The sequence below is a fragment of the Salinisphaera japonica YTM-1 genome (assembly GCF_003788585.1).
In the GTDB taxonomy this organism is placed as follows: Bacteria; Pseudomonadota; Gammaproteobacteria; order Nevskiales; family Salinisphaeraceae; genus Salinisphaera; species Salinisphaera japonica.
The window spans coordinates 37,538-57,637 of sequence record NZ_AYKG01000015.1 but is presented as its reverse complement, the minus strand read 5'-3'; the positions used below and the strand labels follow the sequence as shown (position 1 = coordinate 57,637).

The window sequence follows — 20,100 nt, the reverse complement described above, 5'->3', positions numbered from 1 at the left end:
CCTTCGGGACAAGCGCTGTTTTGCGGCAATACAGCGTTCTAGCCCACTAGCGCAGAGTGACTGCGCGGCGTGGGCTACGCCTCATCTTGCCGTAAAACAGCGCTTGGCGCGGGCCCGCATGAAACGGCAACAGGCCCTAATCGGGCATCGGCTTATTGGCTATCGTTGCCTGTCATCGCCAGGGCCGCGGCATAGGCGCTTTTCTTCGGCGTGCCGGTCAGACGGGCCGCGATCGTGGAGGCCTTCTTGGTGCCGAGTGCCGGCACGAGCTCGTTCAACACCGCCTCCAGCGAGACCGCGCTGTCTGGCATATCGCGTGCCGGCGCCCCGGCGATGACAAGCACGAATTCGCCGCGTGTTCGGTTGGCGTCATCGGCCAGCCACGCCGCCAGATCACAGGCTTTCAGACAGACGCTTTGTTCATGACGCTTGGTCAACTCGCGCGCCAGTGTTACGGCCCGCTCGCCGAGCACCGCACCCAAGTCGGCCGCACAGGCGGCGATACGATGGGATGACTCGTAGCAGACCAGCGTGCGTGGTTCATCGGCCAAAGCCTGGAGACGCTTGCGCCGGGCGCCGGGCTTGGTCGGCAGAAACCCCTCGAACACGAACCGATCCGTGGGCAGGCCCGAGATCGATAGTGCCGCGATCACCGCGGACGCGCCGGGTACGGTTTGTACACAAAGTCCGGCCGCGCGTACGTGCGAGACCAGACGATAGCCGGGATCGCTGATCAGCGGCGTGCCCGCATCGCTGACCAGCGCAATCGACTGCCCGTCGCGCAGACGCGCGATCAACCCCTGGGCACGCGCGTCCTCGTTGTGTTCGTGCAGCGACAGCGTCCGTGTGGCGAGCCCCAGATGATCGAGTAGACGCCGGGTGTGACGCGTATCTTCGGCCGCGATCAGATCGACCTCGCCCAGGATCGCAGCGCCTCGCGTCGACAGATCACCGAGGTTGCCGATGGGCGTGGCCACGATCCATAGAATGCCGGGCGTCGATGCTTGATTCATAAGAGACTCGAGATAAAGAATCGCTTTCAGGGGTGGCGAATCGACGTGGCCACGCGATGGCGGCGCGGTCGTAGGCAACCGCAGTCGAACAGCCCCAGGCCGGCGGGCTGGCACGACCACACGGTGGCACTGCTATGATGCGCGCATAGTGGCCTAGACGGGGGCGATCTGCCAGGCCACGTCTTCGGGAGTTTGATCATGATGATCCGATTGAATGGCGGCGCCGGCACACGCGCCGGTCTTTTTTGTATCGGCCTGCTGATGCTGTTTGTCGCCGGCTGTGCCAGCCAGAACGCCGGCCCGGGCACCGCCGGGGGCGAGGCGCGACTGTCACCGGCCGATGCCGCGCAGCGCGCCGCCGACCAGGGCGATTACGCCGAGGCGGCCGCGCGCTACGGCGAAGCCGCTGGCCGAACCACGAACGCCGATACCCAACGCATGTATCGACTCGAGGCCGGCCTGGCCGCCGCTCAGGCGGGTGATGTACAGACCGCGCGTCAGATGCTGGCCAGCCTGGATCCGTCAACGCTCGGCCCGGTCGATCACGCCCGCTACAACCTGGCGCAGCGTGAAATCGCGATCGCGGACATGGCACCCGGCAAGGCACTGGCCAACCTGCCACCGCCGGCCAAGAACACGGCACCGGCCGTGGCTGAGCGCGTGTGGGAAAAACGCGCCCAAATCCAGTTTTCGGCCAACCGGCCGGTCGAGGGCATCGCGGCCCTTGTCCAGCGAGGCGCCTGGCTCGAACGCCAGACCGCGGTTCAAGCCAACGACGAGCGCACTTATGATGCGGCCGCCGACGCCATCGGCCTGGGGATCGGCCCGGACAGCACGGATGCCGCCAATGCCGACGACACCGTGCGCGGCTGGCTGGCCCTGGCCGATATCGGCCAGCGCGCGTTTTCTGATCGCAGCCAGCGCGACGACGCCCTGGCCGAGTGGCAGCAGACCTATCGCGGCCACCCCGCCAATCGCTTCGTGCTGGCCGATCAGTTCGATTATCAAGGCACGATGGCAGTACAGCCGGTCACGCGCGGCGGCGTGAACACCGCCGGCAGCGCCGCGGCCAAGCCCAGCAGCGATCAGGTCGCGTTGGCGCTGCCGATGAGCGGTGCATTCAAGAATGCCGCCGGGGCGATTCGTGATGGCTTTACCTTTGCCTATCGCAACAACACCGGCGGCCTGCCGAGCCCGATCTCTTATGATTCGAGCAACCTGAACGCCCAGGCCCTCGCCCAGCGCGCCGAAAACGACGGTATCGGCATCCTCGTCGGCCCGCTGGACAAGGACAAGGTCGCGGCCATGGCACGTCAGCAGCTGCCCATGCCGGAAATCGGGCTGAACACGATCGATGAGCCGGTTCGTCGGGACGGTTTTTATCAGTTCGGCCTGGATCCGGCGGACGAGGCGGCTTCGGCGGCTCGTCATGCCGTCGATGAGGGGGATCGTAACGCCATCGCCCTGGTGCCCCAGGGCGACTGGGGCGATCGCGTGCTCGACGGTTTTCGCGATGCACTCAACGCCGAAAGCGGCCAGCTCGTCGATTACCGCACCTACAACAGCGATACCCACGATCACAGCCAGGCCATCCAGGCCGTGCTGGGGCGTGGCAACCAGGCCAACGCCGACGTCATCTTCGTGGCCGGTCAGCCCACGCAGGCACGTCTGATCCGCAGCCAGCTCAAGTATTACCACGCCGGCGACCTGCCCATGGTCACCACCTCGCATGCCTACGCCGGCCAGCCGGATCCGGACAGCGATATCGATCTCAACGGCGTCAACTTCGTGGACATGCCCTGGGTGCTGGGCAATGGCGGCACCATCGCACGCCTGCGCCAAGAGGCAGCCAGCACGTATGGCAGTAGCGCGACCGATTATGCGCGTCTGTTTGCCATGGGTATGGATGCCTGGGTACTGGCTCGCCGGGTGGCCAAAGCCGAGCTGAGCGCCGACGAACCGCTGGAAGGCATGACCGGCGTGCTGGCCCCGCGCAGCGACGGGCACATCACGCGCTATCTGGGCTGGGCCGTGTTCCGAAACGGCCGGCCACAGACGCTCTCGATGCCGTCGACCGCGGACGTGCGAGCCATGCCCAGCTCGCGCGCCCCGAGTCGCGGCAGCGATTACCGCACCAACACAGCGCCTACCCAAGGTAACGTCGGCGCCGGTCTGAACTAGCCTGAAGTAGCCGCATGTTGTCCCGCACGCGACGCCAGCGCCTCGGTGATGCCGCCGAGGCGCGCGTGGACGCGGCAGCAAAAAAACGGGGCTGGCGGCTGATCACCGCCAACTATCAGGTGCGTGGCGGCGAGCTGGACCGCGTCTATCAAGGCCCGGACAGCGTGATCGTCGTCGAGGTGCGGTATCGCTCGCGGGCCGACTACGGCACGGCCGCGGCCAGCGTCACCCACCACAAGCAGCGCCGCGTGGTGTTGGCCACGCGCCACCTGCTGGCCGAACGCCCGCGCCTGGCCCGCCAGCCGATACGTTTTGATGTGGTCGGCGTGGATGCCAACGATGAGATCGACTGGATCGAGAATGCCTTCTATGCCGAATGACACCGACCCACGCCGGGCGCTCATCGCTGACCTGTTTGCCGAGTCCCGGCAGGCCAACGAAAACGCGCTGGCGGCCAATCAGGCCGGGCTGATCGCCGCCGCCGACCGGATCCTGGCCAGCTGTAACGCCGGCGGCCATGTGCTGGCCTGTGGCAACGGCGGCTCGGCGGGCGATGCCCAGCACTTCGCCTCCGAGCTGGTCAATCGCTTCGAACGTAACCGGCGCGCCCTGCCCGCCATGGGGCTGGTCTCGGAATCATCGACACTCACCGCGATCGCCAACGACGCCGGCTATCAGGCCGTGTTTTCGCGCCAGGTCGAGGCGTTCGGGCGCCCGGGCGACATACTCATGGCCATCTCGACGAGTGGCCAATCGGCCAGTGTGGTCGAGGCCATACGCGCGGCCCACGCACACGACATGACCGTACTGGCACTCACCGGCCGCGACGGCGGCACAATGGCCACCCGGCTCGGGCCCGAGGATATCGAGCTACGGGTCGCCGATCCCGTGACCGCAAGAATCCAGGAGATCCACCTGCTGTTCATCCACTGCATCTGTCGGCTGATCGAGGATCGCATCGCCTCGGAAGACTGATCGAGCCGCTGGGCGCGCGTTCGACTGAAGACAATCCGCAGATTACACGGATGACACAGATTGGTTGGGCGATGCCGCAAGCCCGGAGTCATCGCGCTCGCCAGGGCAATCAATCAATAAGCCTAGGCTTTGAAACCGCGCACGAGCAAAGCATCGTCCGCGAATGAACGCGGATAAGCGCAAATGAACACAGGCGGGACGACGATCCGCAGATGACGCAGATTGATTGGGCGATGCCGCGAGCCTGGCGTCGTCGAACTTACCGGATCAATCGACTTGAAAGCCTAATCTTTCAATCTGTGAAATCTGCGGATAAACATCCTGCACGGTCGGCCTCGAAGTTCAGACCACCGTAGTCTTCATCTACAGCCATCGGCGTTAATCGGCGGATTGTCTTCTGCCTGTATTCATTCGCGCTTATTCGCAGACAGCCTTATGCGAACTGCCCGCAAACCGACGAATCGCTATTTGACGACCTTCAGATGCGAGCGTTTCTTCTTGGCGGCTTCTTCGGCGCTTTCCTCGGCGGCTGGCTCGTCACCGCTCTCGCCGTCGGCGATGGCGACATCTTCGCTCTCCTCGACTTCCCCGAAGAGCATGCCCTCGCCGTTTTCACGCGCATACAGGGCCAGCACCGCACCGGGCGGAACGACGACGTTGTAGTTGGCACCGGAGAAACGCGCCGAAAAGCGGATGATGTCGTTTTCCAGCGCGAGCGCACGCACCGCACCCGGGGCGACGTTAACCGTGATCTTGCCGTCTTCGGTGACGAACTGGCGCGGCACATCCACGCCCGGGGCGTCAGCGGCCACCAGAAGATGCGGCGTCAAATCGTTATCCAGCACCCAGTCGTACAGGGCACGAATGAGATACGGACGGCGCGAGGTGAGTTTCTGCTCGTCGGCCATGGGATTGCCTCGAATGCGTTGAATCAGTGCGTGGCAAGCGACGGGCGCATCTCGGCTTCGATCGCGGACAGGCTCCGCTTGAACGCGTCGCGCGCGAACAGGCGCGCGGCGTATTTTTCGAGTCGTTCGCCGTGACGCTCGCCCAGCTTCACTTGGTAATGCTCCAGCCTCCAAAGTATGGGCGCGAGCGTGCAATCCAACAGCGAGAACTCTTCGCCGATCCATTTTTTCGGCGCGAAATCGGCAGCCAGCGTGGTGAGCAGTTCGGTCATGCGGGCACGGGCCTTCTTGGCCACGGCCGGCGTAGATTCCAGGTCATCGAATAACGGGTACAGATCGCTTTCCATGCGATAGATCGCCAGACGATACTGGGCGCGCAACACCGGATCGACCGGCATCAGCGGCGGATGCGGATAACGCTCGTCGACGTATTCGATGATGATGCGCGGGTCATAGACCACCAGCTCGCGCTCGACCAGCGTGGGCACCGTGTTGTACGGGTTCAGATCAAGCAGGTCTTCGCTTTCCTCACCCTCGCGCAGCTCGACGATATCGTAGTTGGCAACACCTTTTTCTTCCATCACCAGACGAACACGATGGCTGTGCACACAGGCCGGACGGCTGTAGAGGGTGATGGATGCGCGGCGATTGGCCATAGACGATTTCCCGTAACGCGACGCAAACAACGCGCGCCGAACGATCATCGACTATAGCACGCGGCCTGCGGGCTTCGGTCGGCGTTTGGAGAACGCTTGGTTGGTTATCCGCGCATGAATACAGGCAGGAAGACAATCCGCAGATTGCGCAGATGACGCAGATTGGCTGGGCGATGCCACGAGCCCGGAGTCATCGCGCTCACCAAGTCAATCAATCAAGAAGCCTTGGCTTTGAAAGCGCGCACTAGCAAAGCATCGTCCGCGAATGAACGCTAATACGCGCAAATGAATACAGGCAGGAAGATAATCCGCAGATTTCGCAGATGACGCAGATTGGCTGGGCGGTGTCACGGGCCCGGAGTCATCGCACTCACCGGGTCAATCAGCTCATAAACCTAGTCTTTTAATCTGTGAAATCTGCGGATAAACATCTTGCACGATCAGCCACTAAGTTCAGGCCATCGTAATCTTCATCTGCGGCCATCGGCATTCATCGGCGGATTGTCTTCCTGTCTTTATTCATTCGCGGCCAGACTTACGAGTCGCGCGCCCGAGCCTCGGCCGACGCCGCATGCGCAAACAAGCCTTCGCCGCGCGCCAGGCGCGAGGCGATGGGGGCCAGATGGGCCGCGCCGTCGGCGCTGGCTTCGACCACGGAGATACGTTTCTGGAAGTCGTAGACGCCCAGCGCCGATGAAAAGCGTGCCGTGCGCCCGGTGGGCAGCACATGGTTCGGCCCGGCGCAGTAGTCGCCGAAAGCCTCCGGCGTGCGGTGGCCACAGAAGATGGCACCGGCATGCACGATATCCTCGACCAGTGCCCAGGGCGCATCGACGGCAAGCTCGAGATGCTCGGGGGCGATCCGATTGGACAACGCCACGCATTCGGCCATGTCGCGGGTGGCAATCAGCGCGCCCTGGCCGGACAGCGACGCCCGGATGATATCGGCCCGGGGCTGGGTCTCGATCATCGCCTCGACCGCGGCGGCTACCCGATCCAGAAAATCAGCGTCGGGCGAGACGACCATGGCGCGTGCCATTTCGTCGTGCTCGGCCTGGGCGAACAGATCCAGCGCGGTCCACTCGGGCTCGCCGGTGCCGTCGGCAATGATCAACACCTCCGACGGCCCGGCCACGGATTCGATGCCCACCCGGCCAAAGACCTGTCGCTTGGCCGAGGCCACATAGGCATTGCCCGGCCCCACGATCTTGTCCACCTCGGGGATGGTTTCGGTGCCATAGGCCAGCGCGGCCACCGCCTGTGCCCCGCCGATGGTGAACAGCCGATCCACCCCGGCCACGGCAGCGGCCGCCAATACCCAGGGGTTGCGCAGGCCGTCAGGCGTGGGCGAGACCATGATGATCTCGGAAACACCGGCGACTTTCGCCGGCACCGTGTTCATCAGCACACTCGAGGGATAAGCTGCCTTGCCACCGGGCGCATACACCCCCGCGCGCTCGATCGGGCGCACCACCTGGCCGAGACGATTGCCGTGGTCATCCTCATACGAATGGTCAACCAGCTTTTGCGAGCGGGCATAGTCGGCGATCCGCTCAGCCGCGGCTTCGAGGGCTGCGCGATCCTCGGTGGCCAGACCGTCCAGCGCAGCCTGCATATCGGCCTGAGACACCTCGAGCGCGGCCTGGTCGGCCTCGGGCCGGCGATCGAGCGTGCGGGTGTATTCCAGCACGGCCGCGTCGCCGCGCTGGCGCACATCGGCGATGATCTGGCTCACGCGGGTGTCAATTTCCGCCAGGCCCGGGGCATCACGATCGATCAGACGCTCGAAGATCGCCTGGAAATCGGCGTCGGTGGTACTGATCCGCTGCATCACGCGGCCTCGGTCTGGCCGAACAACGACACCAGCTCGCCGATCTGGGCGTGCTTCATCTTCTGCGCGGCCTTGTTGACCACCAGCCGCGCGCTGATGTCCTCGATCAGATCGAACGGCTCCAGGCCGTTGGCATAGAGCGTGTTGCCCGTATCCACCAGATCCACGATAACATCGGCCAGGCCAACGATCGGGGCCAGCTCCATCGAGCCATAGAGCTTGATGATCTCGACCTGTCGCCCGATGCGGGCGAAGTGCGCCCGCGTGGTCTCGACATACTTGGTGGCCACGCGCAGCGGGCGATGCTTGGCGGCGTCCATGGCACCCGGCAGGCCCGCGGTCATCAGCCGGCACTTGGCGATGCCCAGATCCACCGGCTCATAGAGATCGGCCCCGCCGTGCTCGATGAGTACATCCTTGCCGGCCACGCCGATATCGGCCGCGCCGTAGGAGACAAACGTCGGCACGTCCGAGGCACGAATCACCAACAGGCGCAGACCGGGCTTGTTGGTCTCGAACACCAGCTTGCGCGACGTCTCGGGATCATCTTGCAGCGTGATACCGGCCGAGGCCAGCAGCGGCAGCGTGGCCTCGAGGATACGGCCCTTGGACAGGGCCAGCGTCAGCGTATCGGGGCTTTGATTCATGGGGTGACCTCACGCGCATTGACCGGTGCCTTGTCCGGCACGCGCTGGATGATACCGCCGAGCTGGGCCATCTTTTCCTCGATGCATTCATAGCCGCGATCGATGTGATAGATGCGACGCACCTCGGTCACACCGTCGGCGATCAGCCCGGCGATGACCAGGCTGGCCGAGGCCCGTAGATCGGTGGCCATCACCGGCGCACCGGTGAGCTTTTCCACACCGGTGACCCGAACGGTATGGCCTTCCTGACGGATACGCGCGCCCATGCGCTCGAGCTCGGAGACGTGCATGAAGCGGTTCTCGAACACCGTCTCGGTGACCATGCCGACGCCGTCGGCCACGGCGTTCAGGACACAGAACTGGGCCTGCATATCCGTGGGAAAGCCCGGATGCGGGGCAGTACGCACATCGATCGATGTCGGGCGCCGCCCCTTCATGTCCACGCTGACCCAGTCGTTGCCCTGCTCGACCTGAGCACCAGCCACTTCCAGCTTGGCCAGCACTACATCAATGAGCGCGGGTTCGGTGTGCGTGACCGTGACCTTGCCGCGACTGGCCGCACCGGCCACCAGATAAGTGCCGGTCTCGATCCGGTCGGGCACCACGCGATGCGTCGCCCCGTGCAGGGCTTTCTTGCCGCGGATCTTGATCGTCGACGTACCGGCCCCCTCGATGTCTGCGCCCATGGCCGTCAAGCAGTTGGCCAGGTCGACGATCTCGGGCTCGCGGGCGGCGTTTTCGAGAATCGTGACGCCGTCGGCCAGCGTGGCCGCCATCATCAGGTTCTCGGTACCGGTGACCGTAACCATGTCCATGGCGATATGCGCGCCCTGCAAGCGGCTGCAACGTGCCTTGACATAGCCGTTCTCGACGCGAATCTCGGCCCCCATGGCTTCCAGGCCACGCAGATGGATATCCACCGGCCGCGCACCGATGGCACAGCCGCCGGGCAAGGACACCTCAGCCTCCCCGCGCTTGGCCAGCAGCGGGCCAAGCACCAGGATCGAGGCGCGCATGGTCTTGACCAGATCATACGGCGCCACACAGCGGGTGATGGTCGAGGCATCGGCCTCGATGACCATGTAGTCGCCCACCGTGACCGATACCCCCATATGCGCCAGCAGCACGTTGGTGGTGGTCACATCCTCGAGATGCGGCACGTTTTCCACGAACAGCGGCTCATCGATGAGCAACGCCGCTGTCATGATCGGCAACGTGGCGTTTTTCGCCCCGCTGGCCCGTACGGTGCCCGTCAACGGGCCACCGCCCTGGATACGCAACAGATCCATGTTTCGCTTCCGGTTACGAGGCCAGGCCGGCCTGGCTGGCCTGCTTGGGCGTCATCGTCTTGAGCGACAGCGCATGGATCTCGCCGCCCATGCGATCACCCAGGGTGGCATAGACCATACGGTGCTGTTCGACGATGCCCTTGCCTTCGAAGCTGGCGCTGATCACGCGGGCTGCGAAATGAGTGCCGTCGTCGCCCATCACCTCGACACTGGCGTCCGGCAGGCCGGTTTCGATGAGTTCGCGAATAGCGTCTGGGCTGTACATGACGTGTTCCTTCTAAAAACTGACGCGAAATGCTACGCGATCAACCACGGATCTTGTAGCCGCGCGAGAGCATGGTGATGGCCACGGCCGATACGGCCACGAAGAAGAGCGCGGCCACGATCAGGCTGACCAGCGGGTTGGCATCCCCCACGCCGAAAAAGCCGTGGCGAAACCCGTCGATCATGTAGAAGAACGGGTTGAAATAAGACAGCTGCTGCCAGAACGGCGGCAGGTTCTGGATCGAGTAGAACACGCCGGAGAGAAAACTCATCGGCAGGATGAAGAAATTCTGAAACGCCGCCAGATGATCGAACTTGTTGGCCACGATACCGGCAATCAGCCCCATCACGGCCAGCGTGCCGCCGGAGAAGATCAACATCACCAGCATCAGCAGCGGCTCGTGGATCGGCACACTCACGAAGAACTGGGTCACCAGATACAGCACGATCGCCACCAGCACCGCGCGCACCAACGAGGCCGCGATATAAGCCAGATAGATCTCGAAGGCCGACAACGGCGACATCAACAGAAAGACCAGGTTGCCCATGATCTTGGACTGCGTGATCGATGACGACGTGTTGGCGAACGAGTTCTGGATGATCGACATCATCATCAGCCCGGGCACCAGAAACTCCACCGCACGCACGCCTTCGATGGTCTGGCCTTGGAGCACCTGACCAAAGACCAGCATATACAAGAGCGCCGTGATCACCGGCGCGCCCACGGTCTGCAGGATCACGCTGTAGAAACGCCGGATCTCCTTGACGAACAGGGTGTAGCAGCCGCGCCAGTTCATGCCGTCACCTCGTTATCGGTGTTCTGATCCTTATCCATCGTCAGCTCGACGAAAATATTCTCCAGCGACGGCTCGCGGGTATGCACATCCACGATGCGATAGCCCGCCCCGCGTACGCCCTCGATCACTTCGCCGATAAAGTCCTCGCCCTGGCGCAGCTTCAGATCCAGCGTGTCGCCGCGGCGGGCCTCGACCAAGCGCTCGACGTGGTCGGGCAGGGCCTGTGTTTCACCCTGGGCCGACAGCTCGAGCGACAGGAAGCGATACGGATGGCGCCCCAGCAGGGCCGCCTTGTCCTCGAGCACCTGCAGCTCGCCGTGGTTGAGGATACCGATGCGATCACACAGCTCCTCGGCCTCTTCGAGATAATGTGTGGTCAATACGATGGTATGGCCGGCCGCGTTCAGATCCCGGGTGAACTTCCACAGCGTGCGCCGCAGCTCGACGTCTACGCCGGCGGTCGGCTCGTCCAGAATCACGACCTCGGGCTTGTGCACCAGGGCCTGGGCGATCAGTACACGCCGCTTCATGCCACCGGAGAGCTGACGGATCGAGTTCGCGCCCTTGTCCTCGAGCTCCAGGCGCTCCAGCAGCTCGTCGATCCACGGCCAGACCTCTTTGCCACAGCCTTGATAGCCCGCCTGCAGGCGCAGCATCTCGCGCACCGAGAAGAACGGGTCATAGACCAGCTCCTGGGGCACCACGCCCAGCGCCCGACGGGCCGCGCGATAGTCGGTCACGACATCGTGGCCCAGCACAGCTACGCTGCCGCCGCTGGCCTGGGCCAGGCCCGCGGTGATCGAGATCAACGTGGACTTGCCGGCGCCGTTGGGCCCCAGCAGGCCGAAGTATTCGCCGCGTTTGATATCGAAGGACACGCCCTTCAACGCATGCGTGGTGGCATAGCGTTTCTGGACGTTTTTGAAAGAGATCGCCGGTTCCGTCATGCAAGGCTCGATGATCGGGCAAGGCGGCGGAGTATACGCCTCGTGCCCCGCCGCTCCCAGCGATCCGCCGCCTCATCGCCCGACCGGCCTCGTTGTGGCATCGATGTTGCACGCGAGCCCGGCCAGCTGCGATAGACTGGCGCGTCATGGACACTGCGACTCTCATGGCCACCGGCCGACGCGTGATCGGCATCGAGGCCGCGGCAGCGGCCGCCCTGGCTGATCGCATCGATGAAACCTTCGCCGGGGCGACCCGCACGCTTCTGGGCTGCACCGGGCGCGTCATCGTCACCGGCATGGGCAAATCCGGGCATGTGGGCAACAAGATCGCGGCCACACTGGCCTCGACCGGCACCCCCGCGTTTTTCGTGCACCCCGGTGAGGCCAGCCACGGCGATCTGGGCATGATCACCGCGGCTGACGTGGTCATCGCCCTGTCTTATTCCGGCGAGACCGCCGAGGTATTGACCCTGCTGGCCCCGTTGGCTCGCATCGGCACGCCGATCATCGCCTTGACCGGGCGCCCGACTTCGACACTGGCCCGCCACGCCGAGGTGCATCTGGATGTCTCGGTCAGCCAAGAGGCTTGCCCGCTGGAACTGGCCCCCACGGCCTCGACCACGGCCACACTGGTCATGGGCGATGCCCTGGCGATCGCCCTGCTCGAGGCACGAGAGTTCACGGTCGAGGATTTCGCGCGCAGCCATCCCGGCGGCTCGCTGGGCCGTCGGCTGCTGCTGACCGTGGCCGATCTGATGCACACCGGCGATGCCCTGCCCCTGGTGCCTCACGACGCCGGCCTGCGCGCCGCACTGCTGGAGATGACGGCCAAGGGCCTGGGCATGACCGGCGTGGTGGACGGCGACGGCGCCCTGCTCGGTGTATTCACCGACGGCGATCTACGGCGTACGCTCGATCGTGATATCGATATCAAACAGGCCGTCATCGCGGATCATATGACCGTATCGCCCAAGACCGTCACTGCCGACATACTGGCCGCCGAGGCGGTGCATGTTCTCGAGACACATCGTATCGGCGGTGGCGGGCTGATCGTGGTGGACGACGCGCATCGCCCGGTGGGCGCGCTGAACATGCAGGACCTGCTGCGGGCCGGTGTGCTATGACCTTTCTGGATAGCGACAACGGCGCCCACGATATCCAGACCCGGGCGGCCGCCATCCGCCTGGCGGTCTTTGATGTCGATGGCGTGATGACCGATGGCCGGCTGTATCTCGACGCCCACGGCGGCGAAATCAAGACCATGCACGTACGCGACGGCCTGGGCCTGAAACGCCTGCAGGCCGCCGGTATCGAGATCGCCGTGATCAGTGGCCGGCCCTCCGAGGCCGTGGCCCGTCGTATGGCGGAACTGGGCATCGAGCGTGTCCATCTGGCCTGCCAGGACAAGGCCGGCGCCCTGGCCGGCATCCGCGATGCGCTGGGCCTGGCCCCACGCGATATCGCCGTGATGGGCGATGATCTGCCCGACCTGGCCCTGGCGGACAGCCTGACCGGCGGGCCCGGGCTTTTACTGGCTGTCGCCGACGCCGTGGTCGAGCTGCGCCGAGCCGCGGACTGGATCAGTGCGGCCCCTGGCGGCGCCGGTGCCGTGCGCGAGGCCTGTGAACTCTTGATTGGCGCCCGCGCGGCCGGGCGCAGCTGAGCCATGTGGCGCTATGCGATTGCGCTGGTTGTGGCGCTCGTCATTATCATAGGGGTCGGGCGCTGGCTCGGTGGCCAGCGTAGCGCCGCCGACCCGGCGCGTGATGTCGTCACCACGCCGGACAACAGCGACTATTATCTCGAAGACGCCACGCTCTATCAGCTGGACAAGGACGGCGCGCTGGCCTACAGGGCCCACACCGTTCAGGCGCTTCATTTTCCCGACGAGGCCGCGCGCCTGCAGGATATAACCGTGCACTACGTGCGCGAACTGGCTGCCCCGTGGGATATCGATGCCAAACGCGCACGCATGCCGCCCGGCGCCCACGATATCTATCTCTATGACGGCATCGTGGCCACCCATGAACAGGCCAACGGCGAGGTCGTGCATGTCACCACCGATCACGCCTGGATCCGGCCCGATCAGGATCAGATCGACTCCGACGCCCACGTTGTGGCGCGCCAGCCGGGCGAACAGGTCGAAGGCGACGGCATGCGCGCCGATCTGGCCAGCGACACGATCTATCTCTTAAGCAACGTACAGGCCCGCTATGCGCCGTAACACTCTTCGTCTGACCTGTCTGTCGCGCCTGGGCGCCGCCGGGCTGCTGGCCGGTGTCTCGCTGGCCGCCATCGCCCAAAGCAACTCGAACCTGCCGATCCAGATCGAATCCAACAGCGCGGATTTCGCCCAGAAAACCGGGGTATCGACCTACACGGGCAACGTGCATCTCACCCGCGGCGGGCTGACGCTGACCGGCGCCCGGCTGGTGATCACCCGTATCAATGACCGCGGTAACGTCAAAGCAGTATTGACCGGCAACCCCGCCCATATCGACAAGCAGCCGGACAGCACGAGCCCCGAGCGCATCACCGGCCACGCCGACCAGCTCGAATACACCAATGCCAACGCCACGCTGACCCTGCGCGGCGACGCTGTGCTCAACCGTGCCGGGGGTGACACGATCAACTCGCCGGTGATCACGCGCAATCTGGACACGGGCCAGACCCAGGCCCAGGGCAGTGGCGGCGCCGGGGCCAACAACGATGGCCGGGTACGCATCACGATCCAGCCCGACAGCGCCGGCGAGGCAGGCTCGTAATGGCGGATTCCAAAGCCGAACGCCAGGCCCGAGCCACTCGGGCGGATGAACACGCCGAATTGGTGGCCACGGGCCTGCGCAAGCGTTTCAAGGCCCGCGAAGTGGTCGCCGGGGTGGATCTGCGCGTTGCCCGCGGTGAGGTCGTGGGCCTGCTGGGGCCCAACGGCGCAGGCAAGACCACCTCGTTTTACATGATCGTGGGCCTGGTGGCCCCGGATGCCGGCCAGATCCGGCTGGGCGAGACCGATCTCGTGGGCCTGCCCATGCATCGACGCGCCCGGCTCGGAATCGGCTATCTGCCGCAGGAAGCCTCGGTGTTTCGCAAACTCACCGTCGCCGACAATATCCGCGCGATCCTGCAGGTTCGGCCCGGCCTGTCCAGGGCCGATATTCAATCCGAGCTCACCAAGCTGCTCGACGAGCTGTCGATCGGGCATATCGCGGATTCGACCGGCCTGTCGTTGTCGGGCGGCGAGCGGCGCCGGGTCGAGATCGCCCGTGCCCTGGCGGCCGAGCCCACCTTCATGCTGCTGGACGAGCCCTTTGCCGGGATCGACCCGATCTCGATCGGCGATATCCGCGCGATCATCCGCCACCTGCAGAATCGCGGCATCGGCGTGTTGATCACCGATCACAACGTGCGCGAAACGCTGTCGATCTGTGACCGGGCCTATATCCTGGCCGACGGCGAGGTGATCGCTGAAGGTGCAGGCGACAAGATCCTGTCCGATCAGAAGGTGCGCGACGTGTATCTCGGCGAAGATTTCCGGCTATGAGCCGTGTTTGCAACGCCACGACGGGCGGTGCCTGAGCCCAATGAGCATGAAACAGTCACTGGGCCTCAACCTCGGCCAGACGCTGACCATGACGCCGGCCCTGCAGCAGGCCATCCGCATGCTGCAGCTGTCCACGCTCGACCTGAAGACCGAGATCCAGGAAGCGCTGGAAACCAACGTCATGCTCGAGGCCGACGACGGCACACAGGAAGTTGATGCCAAGACGCGCCAGGCCGAGCCGGACGCCTCGGGCGGCGACAGCCCCGATATTCCGGAAAACCTGCCCGTGGACGCCGACTGGAACGACATCTACGCCAGTGCGCCCGCCCCGACCAGCAGCGCGCCCGCCGGTGACGACGACGACTACTGGGCCTATCGCCAGGCCAATCTGTCGAGCACCCCGGATCTGGCCACGCACCTGATCTGGCAGGCCGACATGGCCGGTTTTTCACCCGCCGAGCGGGCGGCGGCCGAAATCATCATCGATGCCATCGATGGCAACGGTTTGATCGACGATTGGGACGAGCTGGCCACCACCGTCGCGCGCGACACCACGCTGGATCATGCCGAGACCGAGGCCGTGCTGGCCGCGATCCAGGCGTTTGACCCGCCGGGCGTGGCCGCGCGCTCGCTGGGCGAATGTTTGCAGATTCAATGGGCCGGCCTGGATTCGAGCCTGCCCGGCCATGCCCTGGCCGGCCGCCTGCTCAGCGATGAATGGCTGGCCGTGCTCGCCGAGGGCGAGCACGCGGATCTGGCGGGCCAGCTGGGCGTGGACGCCGACGATCTGGCGGCCGCCCGGCGCGTGGTGCGCTCACTTACGCCCTATCCGGGGGATGCGTTTTCGGCCCAGGCCGCCGACTACGTCGTGCCTGAGGTTCACGTCACGCGCAGTGCGGCCGGCTGGCAGGTGGCGCTGAACCCGGAGATCGCGCCGAAACTGCGTATCAACGCGCACTACCTGTCGTTGATCAAGCGCGCGGACAAGTCGGCCGACCAGAGCACGCTGCGCTCGCATCTGCAGGAGGCCCGGTTCTTTCTCAACAGCCTCAAGTCGCGCAACGACACCCTGCTCGAGGTCGCCCACGCCATAGTTGAAGCCCAGCGCGGTTTTCTGGAATATGGCGAGGAGGCCATGAAGCCGCTGGTGCTGCGTGATGTTGCCGAACGACTGGACATACATGAATCGACCGTCTCCCGGGCGACGGCGAACAAATACATGCAGACGCCGCGCGGCGTGTTCGAGCTCAAGTATTTCTTTTCCAGCCATGTATCGACCACCGACGGCGGAAGCGCCTCGGCCACGGCGATTCAGGCCATGATCAAGCGCATGGTGGCCGGCGAAGCCGCGGACAAGCCGCTATCCGACAGCAAGCTCGCCGAGCGGCTGCTGGATAACGGCATCCGTGTCGCCCGGCGTACCGTGGCCAAGTATCGCGAGGCGCTATCGATCGCGCCCTCGCACGAACGACGCAGAAAGACATAGATTCGGATCCGACCGGCGCGGGTCTTGTCGCCGCACCGGTCGCAGCGTTTACCCACTGCTGCCAAGGAGCACGCAATGAACCTCAATGTCTCTGGTCATCATCTGGATATGACCCATGCCCTGCGAGACTACGTCGGCTCGAAGATGGAGCGCATCGAGCGCCATTTCGATCACGTGCTGGATGCCGAGGTCGTTCTGGAAGTGGAAAAGCTGCGTCACAAGGCCGAGGCCACCATGCAGATCCGTGGGGCCAAGCTGCATGCCGAGGCCACCAAGGACGACATGTACGCCGCGATCGACGCCATGGTGGACAAGCTCGATCGCCAGACCGTCAAGCACAAGGAAAAAGCCTGCGATCATCACAATCGCGAGGCCCGTCATATCGACATGAGCACCGACTAGACAGTCTCCGGCTCGGCCCGTTGCCCGGGTCGGGCCGTCGGTGATCATCACCTGCCGGCCGGATCTATCTGATTCGGCCGGCCTTATTCGTCCATTGATACCGGTGTCGCATGAACAGTCTTTTCGGTTTGTCTCGTTTCGTGCCCGCGGGCTGTTCGGCATGACCATCGCCGATATCGTTGCCCCCGAGCGCGTGCGTCGCGTGCCGGATGTTCAATCCAAGAAACGCGCGCTCGAACAGCTGGCCGAGATCCTGGCCGAGGGCACCCCGTATCTGACGGCGGCCGATGTCTTCAACGGCCTGATCGGGCGCGAGAAACTGGGCAGCACGGCCGTCGGCGACGGCGTGGCCCTGCCGCATGCCCGCATGAAAGGCACCGATGACTGTATCGGCGCGTTCATCCGTCTGCCCCAGGGCGTGGATTTCCAGGCCAGCGACAATATGCCGGTCGATCTGATCTTCGGCATGCTGGTCCCCGAGGCCGCGACCGACGAGCACCTGAAACTGCTGCGCGCCCTGGCCGAGTTGTTTTCCAACGAGGCCGTGATCATCGAGCTGCGCGATGCCGACGATGACGCCGCGCTTTATCGCACCCTGTTGGCAAACGACGTCGTGCTCAGCTGATGCACGAAGACCTGTCCGAACACGTGGCCCAGAGCGCTGAAGCCCATGCCAGCGAACGGCGGGTGGCTATCGAGACCGTCCATGAACAGCTGGCGGCCTCGCTGGCGCTGGCCTGGCCCGATCGCGATATCGGCGCGGGCCAGACGATTGGGCCGACCGAACATCGCGGCTGGCGCGTGCCAACGGTCGGCTATCTCAATTTCATTCACCCGCCCCAGGTACAGATCGTCGGTGAGCCCGAGATCGCCTACCTGGCCGGGCTGTCGCCGGAGCTGGCCGCTCATGTCAGCGAACAGCTGTCCACGGCGCGTACCAAACTGGTGATCCTGGCCGACGACTGTCAGCTTGAATCACGCCTGCACGACGCCCTGCGCCGCGCCGATATCGCGGTATTCACGACTGCGGCCAGCGGCCATCGCGTGGCGTATCGGCTACGTCATTTCCTCGGCGAAAGCCTGGCGCGTCAGATCACCCTGCACGGCGTGTTTCTTGAAGTGCTCTCGATCGGGCTGTTGTTGATCGGTGATCCGGGCGTGGGCAAGTCCGAGCTGGCTCTGGAGCTGATCAATCGCGGGCATCGCCTGGTTGCCGACGATGCGCCGGAGTTCGTGCTGCTCGGCCCGGACGATCTCAACGGCGGCAGCCCGCCCCTGCTCCAGGATTTTCTGGAAGTGCGCGGCCTGGGTATTCTCAATATCCGTGCCATGTTCGGTGAGGCCGCGATCAAACGCCGCAAGCAGCTCGGCCTGATCATCCGGCTGGTACGCCCCGACGCCGAGGTGCCGCTGGAGCCGGATCGGCTGACCGGGGCACGCACGACGCGCGATATTCTGGATACCCGGATTCCCGAGATCTGTCTGCCCGTGGCCGTTGGGCATAATCTGTCGGTGTTGGTCGAGGCCGCGGCCCGCGATCATCTGCTGCGCATGCAGGGCCAGCACTCCGACGAGCAGTTTGCCGCCCGTCAAGCACAGGCGATCGGGAGAAACGAATGCGACTGACCGTCGTGAGCGGGCTGGCCGGCGCCGGCAAGTCCGTCGCGCTCAACATGCTCGAGGATCTGGGTTATTACTGTATCGATAACCTGCCGCTGGGCCTGCTCGGCGAGGTCTCGGCCGAGACGTTGCACCGCCAGGGCCTGGATTTCGATCGTCTGGCCGTGGGGGTGGATGCACGGGCGCGCGAGGCCGAAATCGGCCATTTCGCCGAGCGCATCGATACCCTGCGCGCCGCCGGCATCGATCTGCACGTGCTCTATCTCTACGCCGACGAGAAGACGATTCTACGGCGTTATTCCGAGACACGACGACGGCATCCGCTGACCGGCGACAACCGCACGCTCGTGGATGCGGTGGCCGCAGATATCGCGCTGACCCGGCCTATCGCCGAAAAAGCCGATGTCTCGATCGATACCAGCCGGCTCAATATCCATCAGCTGCGCGATCTGGTGCGCAACGAGGTCGAGGGCCGCGTGGCCGGCGAATTGGCGATCCTGGTGCAGTCGTTCGGGTTCAAATACGGCCTGCCGCCGGCGGTCGATTTCGTCTTTGACGTGCGCTGTCTGCCCAACCCGCACTGGGTGCCCGAGCTGCGCGCGCTGACCGGCCGGGATCAACCCGTCATCGATCACCTGGACGCCCAGCCGGCATTGCCGGAAATGCGTGATCATATCGCCGGCTTTCTGACCCGCTGGCTGCCGGATTTCGCCGCCCAGGACCGCACTTACATCACCGTGGCGATCGGCTGTACCGGCGGCAAGCATCGCTCGGTCTATCTGGCCGAGGCGGTGGCGGCCTGTCTGCGCGCGGATAACGACCATGTCCTGGTCCGCCACAACGAGCTATGAGCCCGCGTCTGGTACTGGTCGCTCACGCCCCGCTGGCCTCGGCGCTGGCCACAGCGGCCAAGACGATTCTCGGCCCGCCGATGCTGTCGACCGTGGCCATCGATTTCGACCACGCTCGCGCCGAGGGCGGCGCCGCGCGCGAGATCGTAGCCGCTCTGGCCCCTTCAGCGCATGCCAATACGCTGGTACTGGTCGATGTCGCCGGCGCCTCGCCGTGTAATAGTGTCCTGCGCGCGGCCGGAGACCGTCGCGATATCGAGATCGTGGCGGGCCTCAGCCTGGCCATGCTCTTGCGGGTTTATAATTACCACGACAGCGATCTGGCGACATTGGCCACGCTGGCCGCCGAGGCCGGCAGCCGCAGCACCGCTCGACTGACGCCGCCGGCCTGACCGCCGTCTTGAAACAAGGAACGACCTATGCCCACGCGTGATCTGCCTATCGTCAACAAGCTTGGCCTGCATGCACGGGCGGCCAGCAAGTTCGTGACCGTGGCCTCGCGCTATGAGTCACGGATCACCGTGGTCAAGGACGGGCGCGAGGTGTCGGGCAAGTCGATCATGGGCGTGATGATGCTGGCAGCAGCACGCGGCAGCCATATCTCGGTCACCGCCGAAGGCCCGGACGCCGAAGAAGCCCTGGACGGTATCGCCGATCTGGTGGCGGATCGCTTCGGCGAATCCCAATAGGCA

At 64.7% G+C, this 20,100-nt stretch carries 24 protein-coding genes; 15 read left to right on the top strand and 9 right to left on the bottom strand.

Translation table 11 applies throughout. The features are described 5' to 3' along the window. Nucleotides 1-152: 152 nt before the first annotated feature. Entirely contained in the window at nucleotides 153-1,013 is an 861-nt protein-coding gene (gene rsmI, locus SAJA_RS06370) for a 16S rRNA (cytidine(1402)-2'-O)-methyltransferase (RefSeq protein WP_123657830.1), read from the bottom strand. Between the two features lie 198 nt (nucleotides 1,014-1,211). Here rsmI and SAJA_RS06365 point away from each other — a divergent pair, with 198 nt between their 5' ends. The 3 genes from SAJA_RS06365 to SAJA_RS06355 are packed head-to-tail and all read left to right on the top strand — an operon-like array spanning nucleotide 1,212 to nucleotide 4,169. After that, nucleotides 1,212-3,194 (top strand): penicillin-binding protein activator, encoded by a 1,983-nt coding sequence (locus SAJA_RS06365; protein ID WP_123657829.1) that lies wholly within the window; start codon nucleotides 1,212-1,214, stop codon nucleotides 3,192-3,194. Between the two features lie 14 nt (nucleotides 3,195-3,208). Further along, nucleotides 3,209-3,574, top strand: a complete 366-nt coding sequence (locus SAJA_RS06360; RefSeq protein WP_123657828.1) for a YraN family protein — start codon at nucleotides 3,209-3,211, stop codon at nucleotides 3,572-3,574. Beyond that, nucleotides 3,564-4,169, top strand: a complete 606-nt coding sequence (locus SAJA_RS06355) for a D-sedoheptulose-7-phosphate isomerase (protein ID WP_123657827.1) — start codon at nucleotides 3,564-3,566, stop codon at nucleotides 4,167-4,169. The genes SAJA_RS06360 and SAJA_RS06355 overlap by 11 nt, the downstream gene beginning before the upstream one ends. A 464-nt stretch (nucleotides 4,170-4,633) precedes the next feature. Here the strand turns inward: SAJA_RS06355 and SAJA_RS06350 are convergent, their stop codons facing one another. The 8 genes from SAJA_RS06350 to SAJA_RS06315 form a co-directional block, all read right to left on the bottom strand. Further along, nucleotides 4,634-5,077, bottom strand: a complete 444-nt coding sequence (locus tag SAJA_RS06350) for a ClpXP protease specificity-enhancing factor (protein ID WP_123657826.1) — start codon at nucleotides 5,075-5,077, stop codon at nucleotides 4,634-4,636. A gap of 23 nt (nucleotides 5,078-5,100) precedes the next feature. Continuing rightward, nucleotides 5,101-5,733, bottom strand: coding sequence for a glutathione S-transferase N-terminal domain-containing protein (locus SAJA_RS06345; RefSeq protein WP_123657825.1), 633 nt, complete (start codon nucleotides 5,731-5,733; stop codon nucleotides 5,101-5,103). A gap of 535 nt (nucleotides 5,734-6,268) precedes the next feature. Further along, complete coding sequence (hisD, locus tag SAJA_RS06340; RefSeq protein WP_123657824.1) at nucleotides 6,269-7,564, bottom strand: histidinol dehydrogenase; 1,296 nt, start codon at nucleotides 7,562-7,564, stop codon at nucleotides 6,269-6,271. Next, a complete protein-coding gene (gene hisG / locus SAJA_RS06335; protein WP_123657823.1) occupies nucleotides 7,564-8,211 on the bottom strand; it encodes an ATP phosphoribosyltransferase in 648 nt (215 codons plus the stop codon). The genes hisD and hisG overlap by 1 nt, the downstream gene beginning before the upstream one ends. Further along, nucleotides 8,208-9,500, bottom strand: coding sequence for a UDP-N-acetylglucosamine 1-carboxyvinyltransferase (gene murA / locus SAJA_RS06330; protein WP_123657822.1), 1,293 nt, complete (start codon nucleotides 9,498-9,500; stop codon nucleotides 8,208-8,210). Before murA ends, hisG begins: the two co-directional genes overlap by 4 nt. Before the next feature lie 13 nt (nucleotides 9,501-9,513). After that, nucleotides 9,514-9,765, bottom strand: a complete 252-nt coding sequence (locus SAJA_RS06325) for a BolA family protein (RefSeq protein WP_123657821.1) — start codon at nucleotides 9,763-9,765, stop codon at nucleotides 9,514-9,516. 40 nt (nucleotides 9,766-9,805) lie between these two features. Continuing rightward, entirely contained in the window at nucleotides 9,806-10,561 is a 756-nt protein-coding gene (locus SAJA_RS06320) for an ABC transporter permease (protein WP_123657820.1), read from the bottom strand. Further along, nucleotides 10,558-11,508 (bottom strand): ABC transporter ATP-binding protein, encoded by a 951-nt coding sequence (locus tag SAJA_RS06315; protein WP_123657819.1) that lies wholly within the window; start codon nucleotides 11,506-11,508, stop codon nucleotides 10,558-10,560. The genes SAJA_RS06320 and SAJA_RS06315 overlap by 4 nt, the downstream gene beginning before the upstream one ends. Nucleotides 11,509-11,654: 146 nt before the next feature. On the opposite strand from SAJA_RS06315, the gene SAJA_RS06310 reads away from it, so the two are divergent. The 12 genes from SAJA_RS06310 to SAJA_RS06255 all read left to right on the top strand — a co-directional run bounded on the left by SAJA_RS06310 (nucleotide 11,655) and on the right by SAJA_RS06255 (nucleotide 20,097). After that, entirely contained in the window at nucleotides 11,655-12,632 is a 978-nt protein-coding gene (locus SAJA_RS06310; RefSeq protein ID WP_123657818.1) for a KpsF/GutQ family sugar-phosphate isomerase, read from the top strand. After that, nucleotides 12,629-13,171: a KdsC family phosphatase gene (locus SAJA_RS06305; protein ID WP_123657817.1), complete on the top strand. Its 543-nt coding sequence runs from the start codon at nucleotides 12,629-12,631 to the stop codon at nucleotides 13,169-13,171. Before SAJA_RS06310 ends, SAJA_RS06305 begins: the two co-directional genes overlap by 4 nt. A 30-nt stretch (nucleotides 13,172-13,201) precedes the next feature. After that, entirely contained in the window at nucleotides 13,202-13,732 is a 531-nt protein-coding gene (lptC, locus tag SAJA_RS06300) for an LPS export ABC transporter periplasmic protein LptC (protein WP_184999776.1), read from the top strand. Further along, nucleotides 13,722-14,273 (top strand): lipopolysaccharide transport periplasmic protein LptA, encoded by a 552-nt coding sequence (gene lptA / locus SAJA_RS06295; RefSeq protein ID WP_123657815.1) that lies wholly within the window; start codon nucleotides 13,722-13,724, stop codon nucleotides 14,271-14,273. The genes lptC and lptA overlap by 11 nt, the downstream gene beginning before the upstream one ends. Beyond that, nucleotides 14,273-15,049: an LPS export ABC transporter ATP-binding protein gene (lptB, locus tag SAJA_RS06290; protein WP_123657814.1), complete on the top strand. Its 777-nt coding sequence runs from the start codon at nucleotides 14,273-14,275 to the stop codon at nucleotides 15,047-15,049. Before lptA ends, lptB begins: the two co-directional genes overlap by 1 nt. Before the next feature lie 46 nt (nucleotides 15,050-15,095). After that, nucleotides 15,096-16,535 carry an RNA polymerase factor sigma-54 gene (locus SAJA_RS06285; RefSeq protein ID WP_123657813.1) on the top strand — a complete coding sequence of 480 codons (1,440 nt, stop codon included), beginning with the start codon at nucleotides 15,096-15,098 and terminating at the stop codon, nucleotides 16,533-16,535. Between the two features lie 75 nt (nucleotides 16,536-16,610). After that, on the top strand, nucleotides 16,611-16,937 hold the full coding sequence (gene hpf, locus SAJA_RS06280) for a ribosome hibernation-promoting factor, HPF/YfiA family (RefSeq protein ID WP_123657812.1): 327 nt from the start codon (nucleotides 16,611-16,613) through the stop codon (nucleotides 16,935-16,937). A gap of 103 nt (nucleotides 16,938-17,040) precedes the next feature. Next, a complete protein-coding gene (locus SAJA_RS06275; protein WP_245963241.1) occupies nucleotides 17,041-17,562 on the top strand; it encodes a PTS sugar transporter subunit IIA in 522 nt (173 codons plus the stop codon). Next, nucleotides 17,562-18,563, top strand: coding sequence for an HPr(Ser) kinase/phosphatase (hprK, locus tag SAJA_RS06270; RefSeq protein ID WP_123657811.1), 1,002 nt, complete (start codon nucleotides 17,562-17,564; stop codon nucleotides 18,561-18,563). Before SAJA_RS06275 ends, hprK begins: the two co-directional genes overlap by 1 nt. Continuing rightward, a complete protein-coding gene (gene rapZ / locus SAJA_RS06265) occupies nucleotides 18,554-19,408 on the top strand; it encodes an RNase adapter RapZ (RefSeq protein WP_123657810.1) in 855 nt (284 codons plus the stop codon). Before hprK ends, rapZ begins: the two co-directional genes overlap by 10 nt. Further along, nucleotides 19,405-19,800 carry a PTS sugar transporter subunit IIA gene (locus tag SAJA_RS06260; protein WP_123657809.1) on the top strand — a complete coding sequence of 132 codons (396 nt, stop codon included), beginning with the start codon at nucleotides 19,405-19,407 and terminating at the stop codon, nucleotides 19,798-19,800. Before rapZ ends, SAJA_RS06260 begins: the two co-directional genes overlap by 4 nt. Before the next feature lie 27 nt (nucleotides 19,801-19,827). After that, complete coding sequence (locus tag SAJA_RS06255; protein ID WP_123657808.1) at nucleotides 19,828-20,097, top strand: HPr family phosphocarrier protein; 270 nt, start codon at nucleotides 19,828-19,830, stop codon at nucleotides 20,095-20,097. Nucleotides 20,098-20,100: the final 3 nt, after the last annotated feature.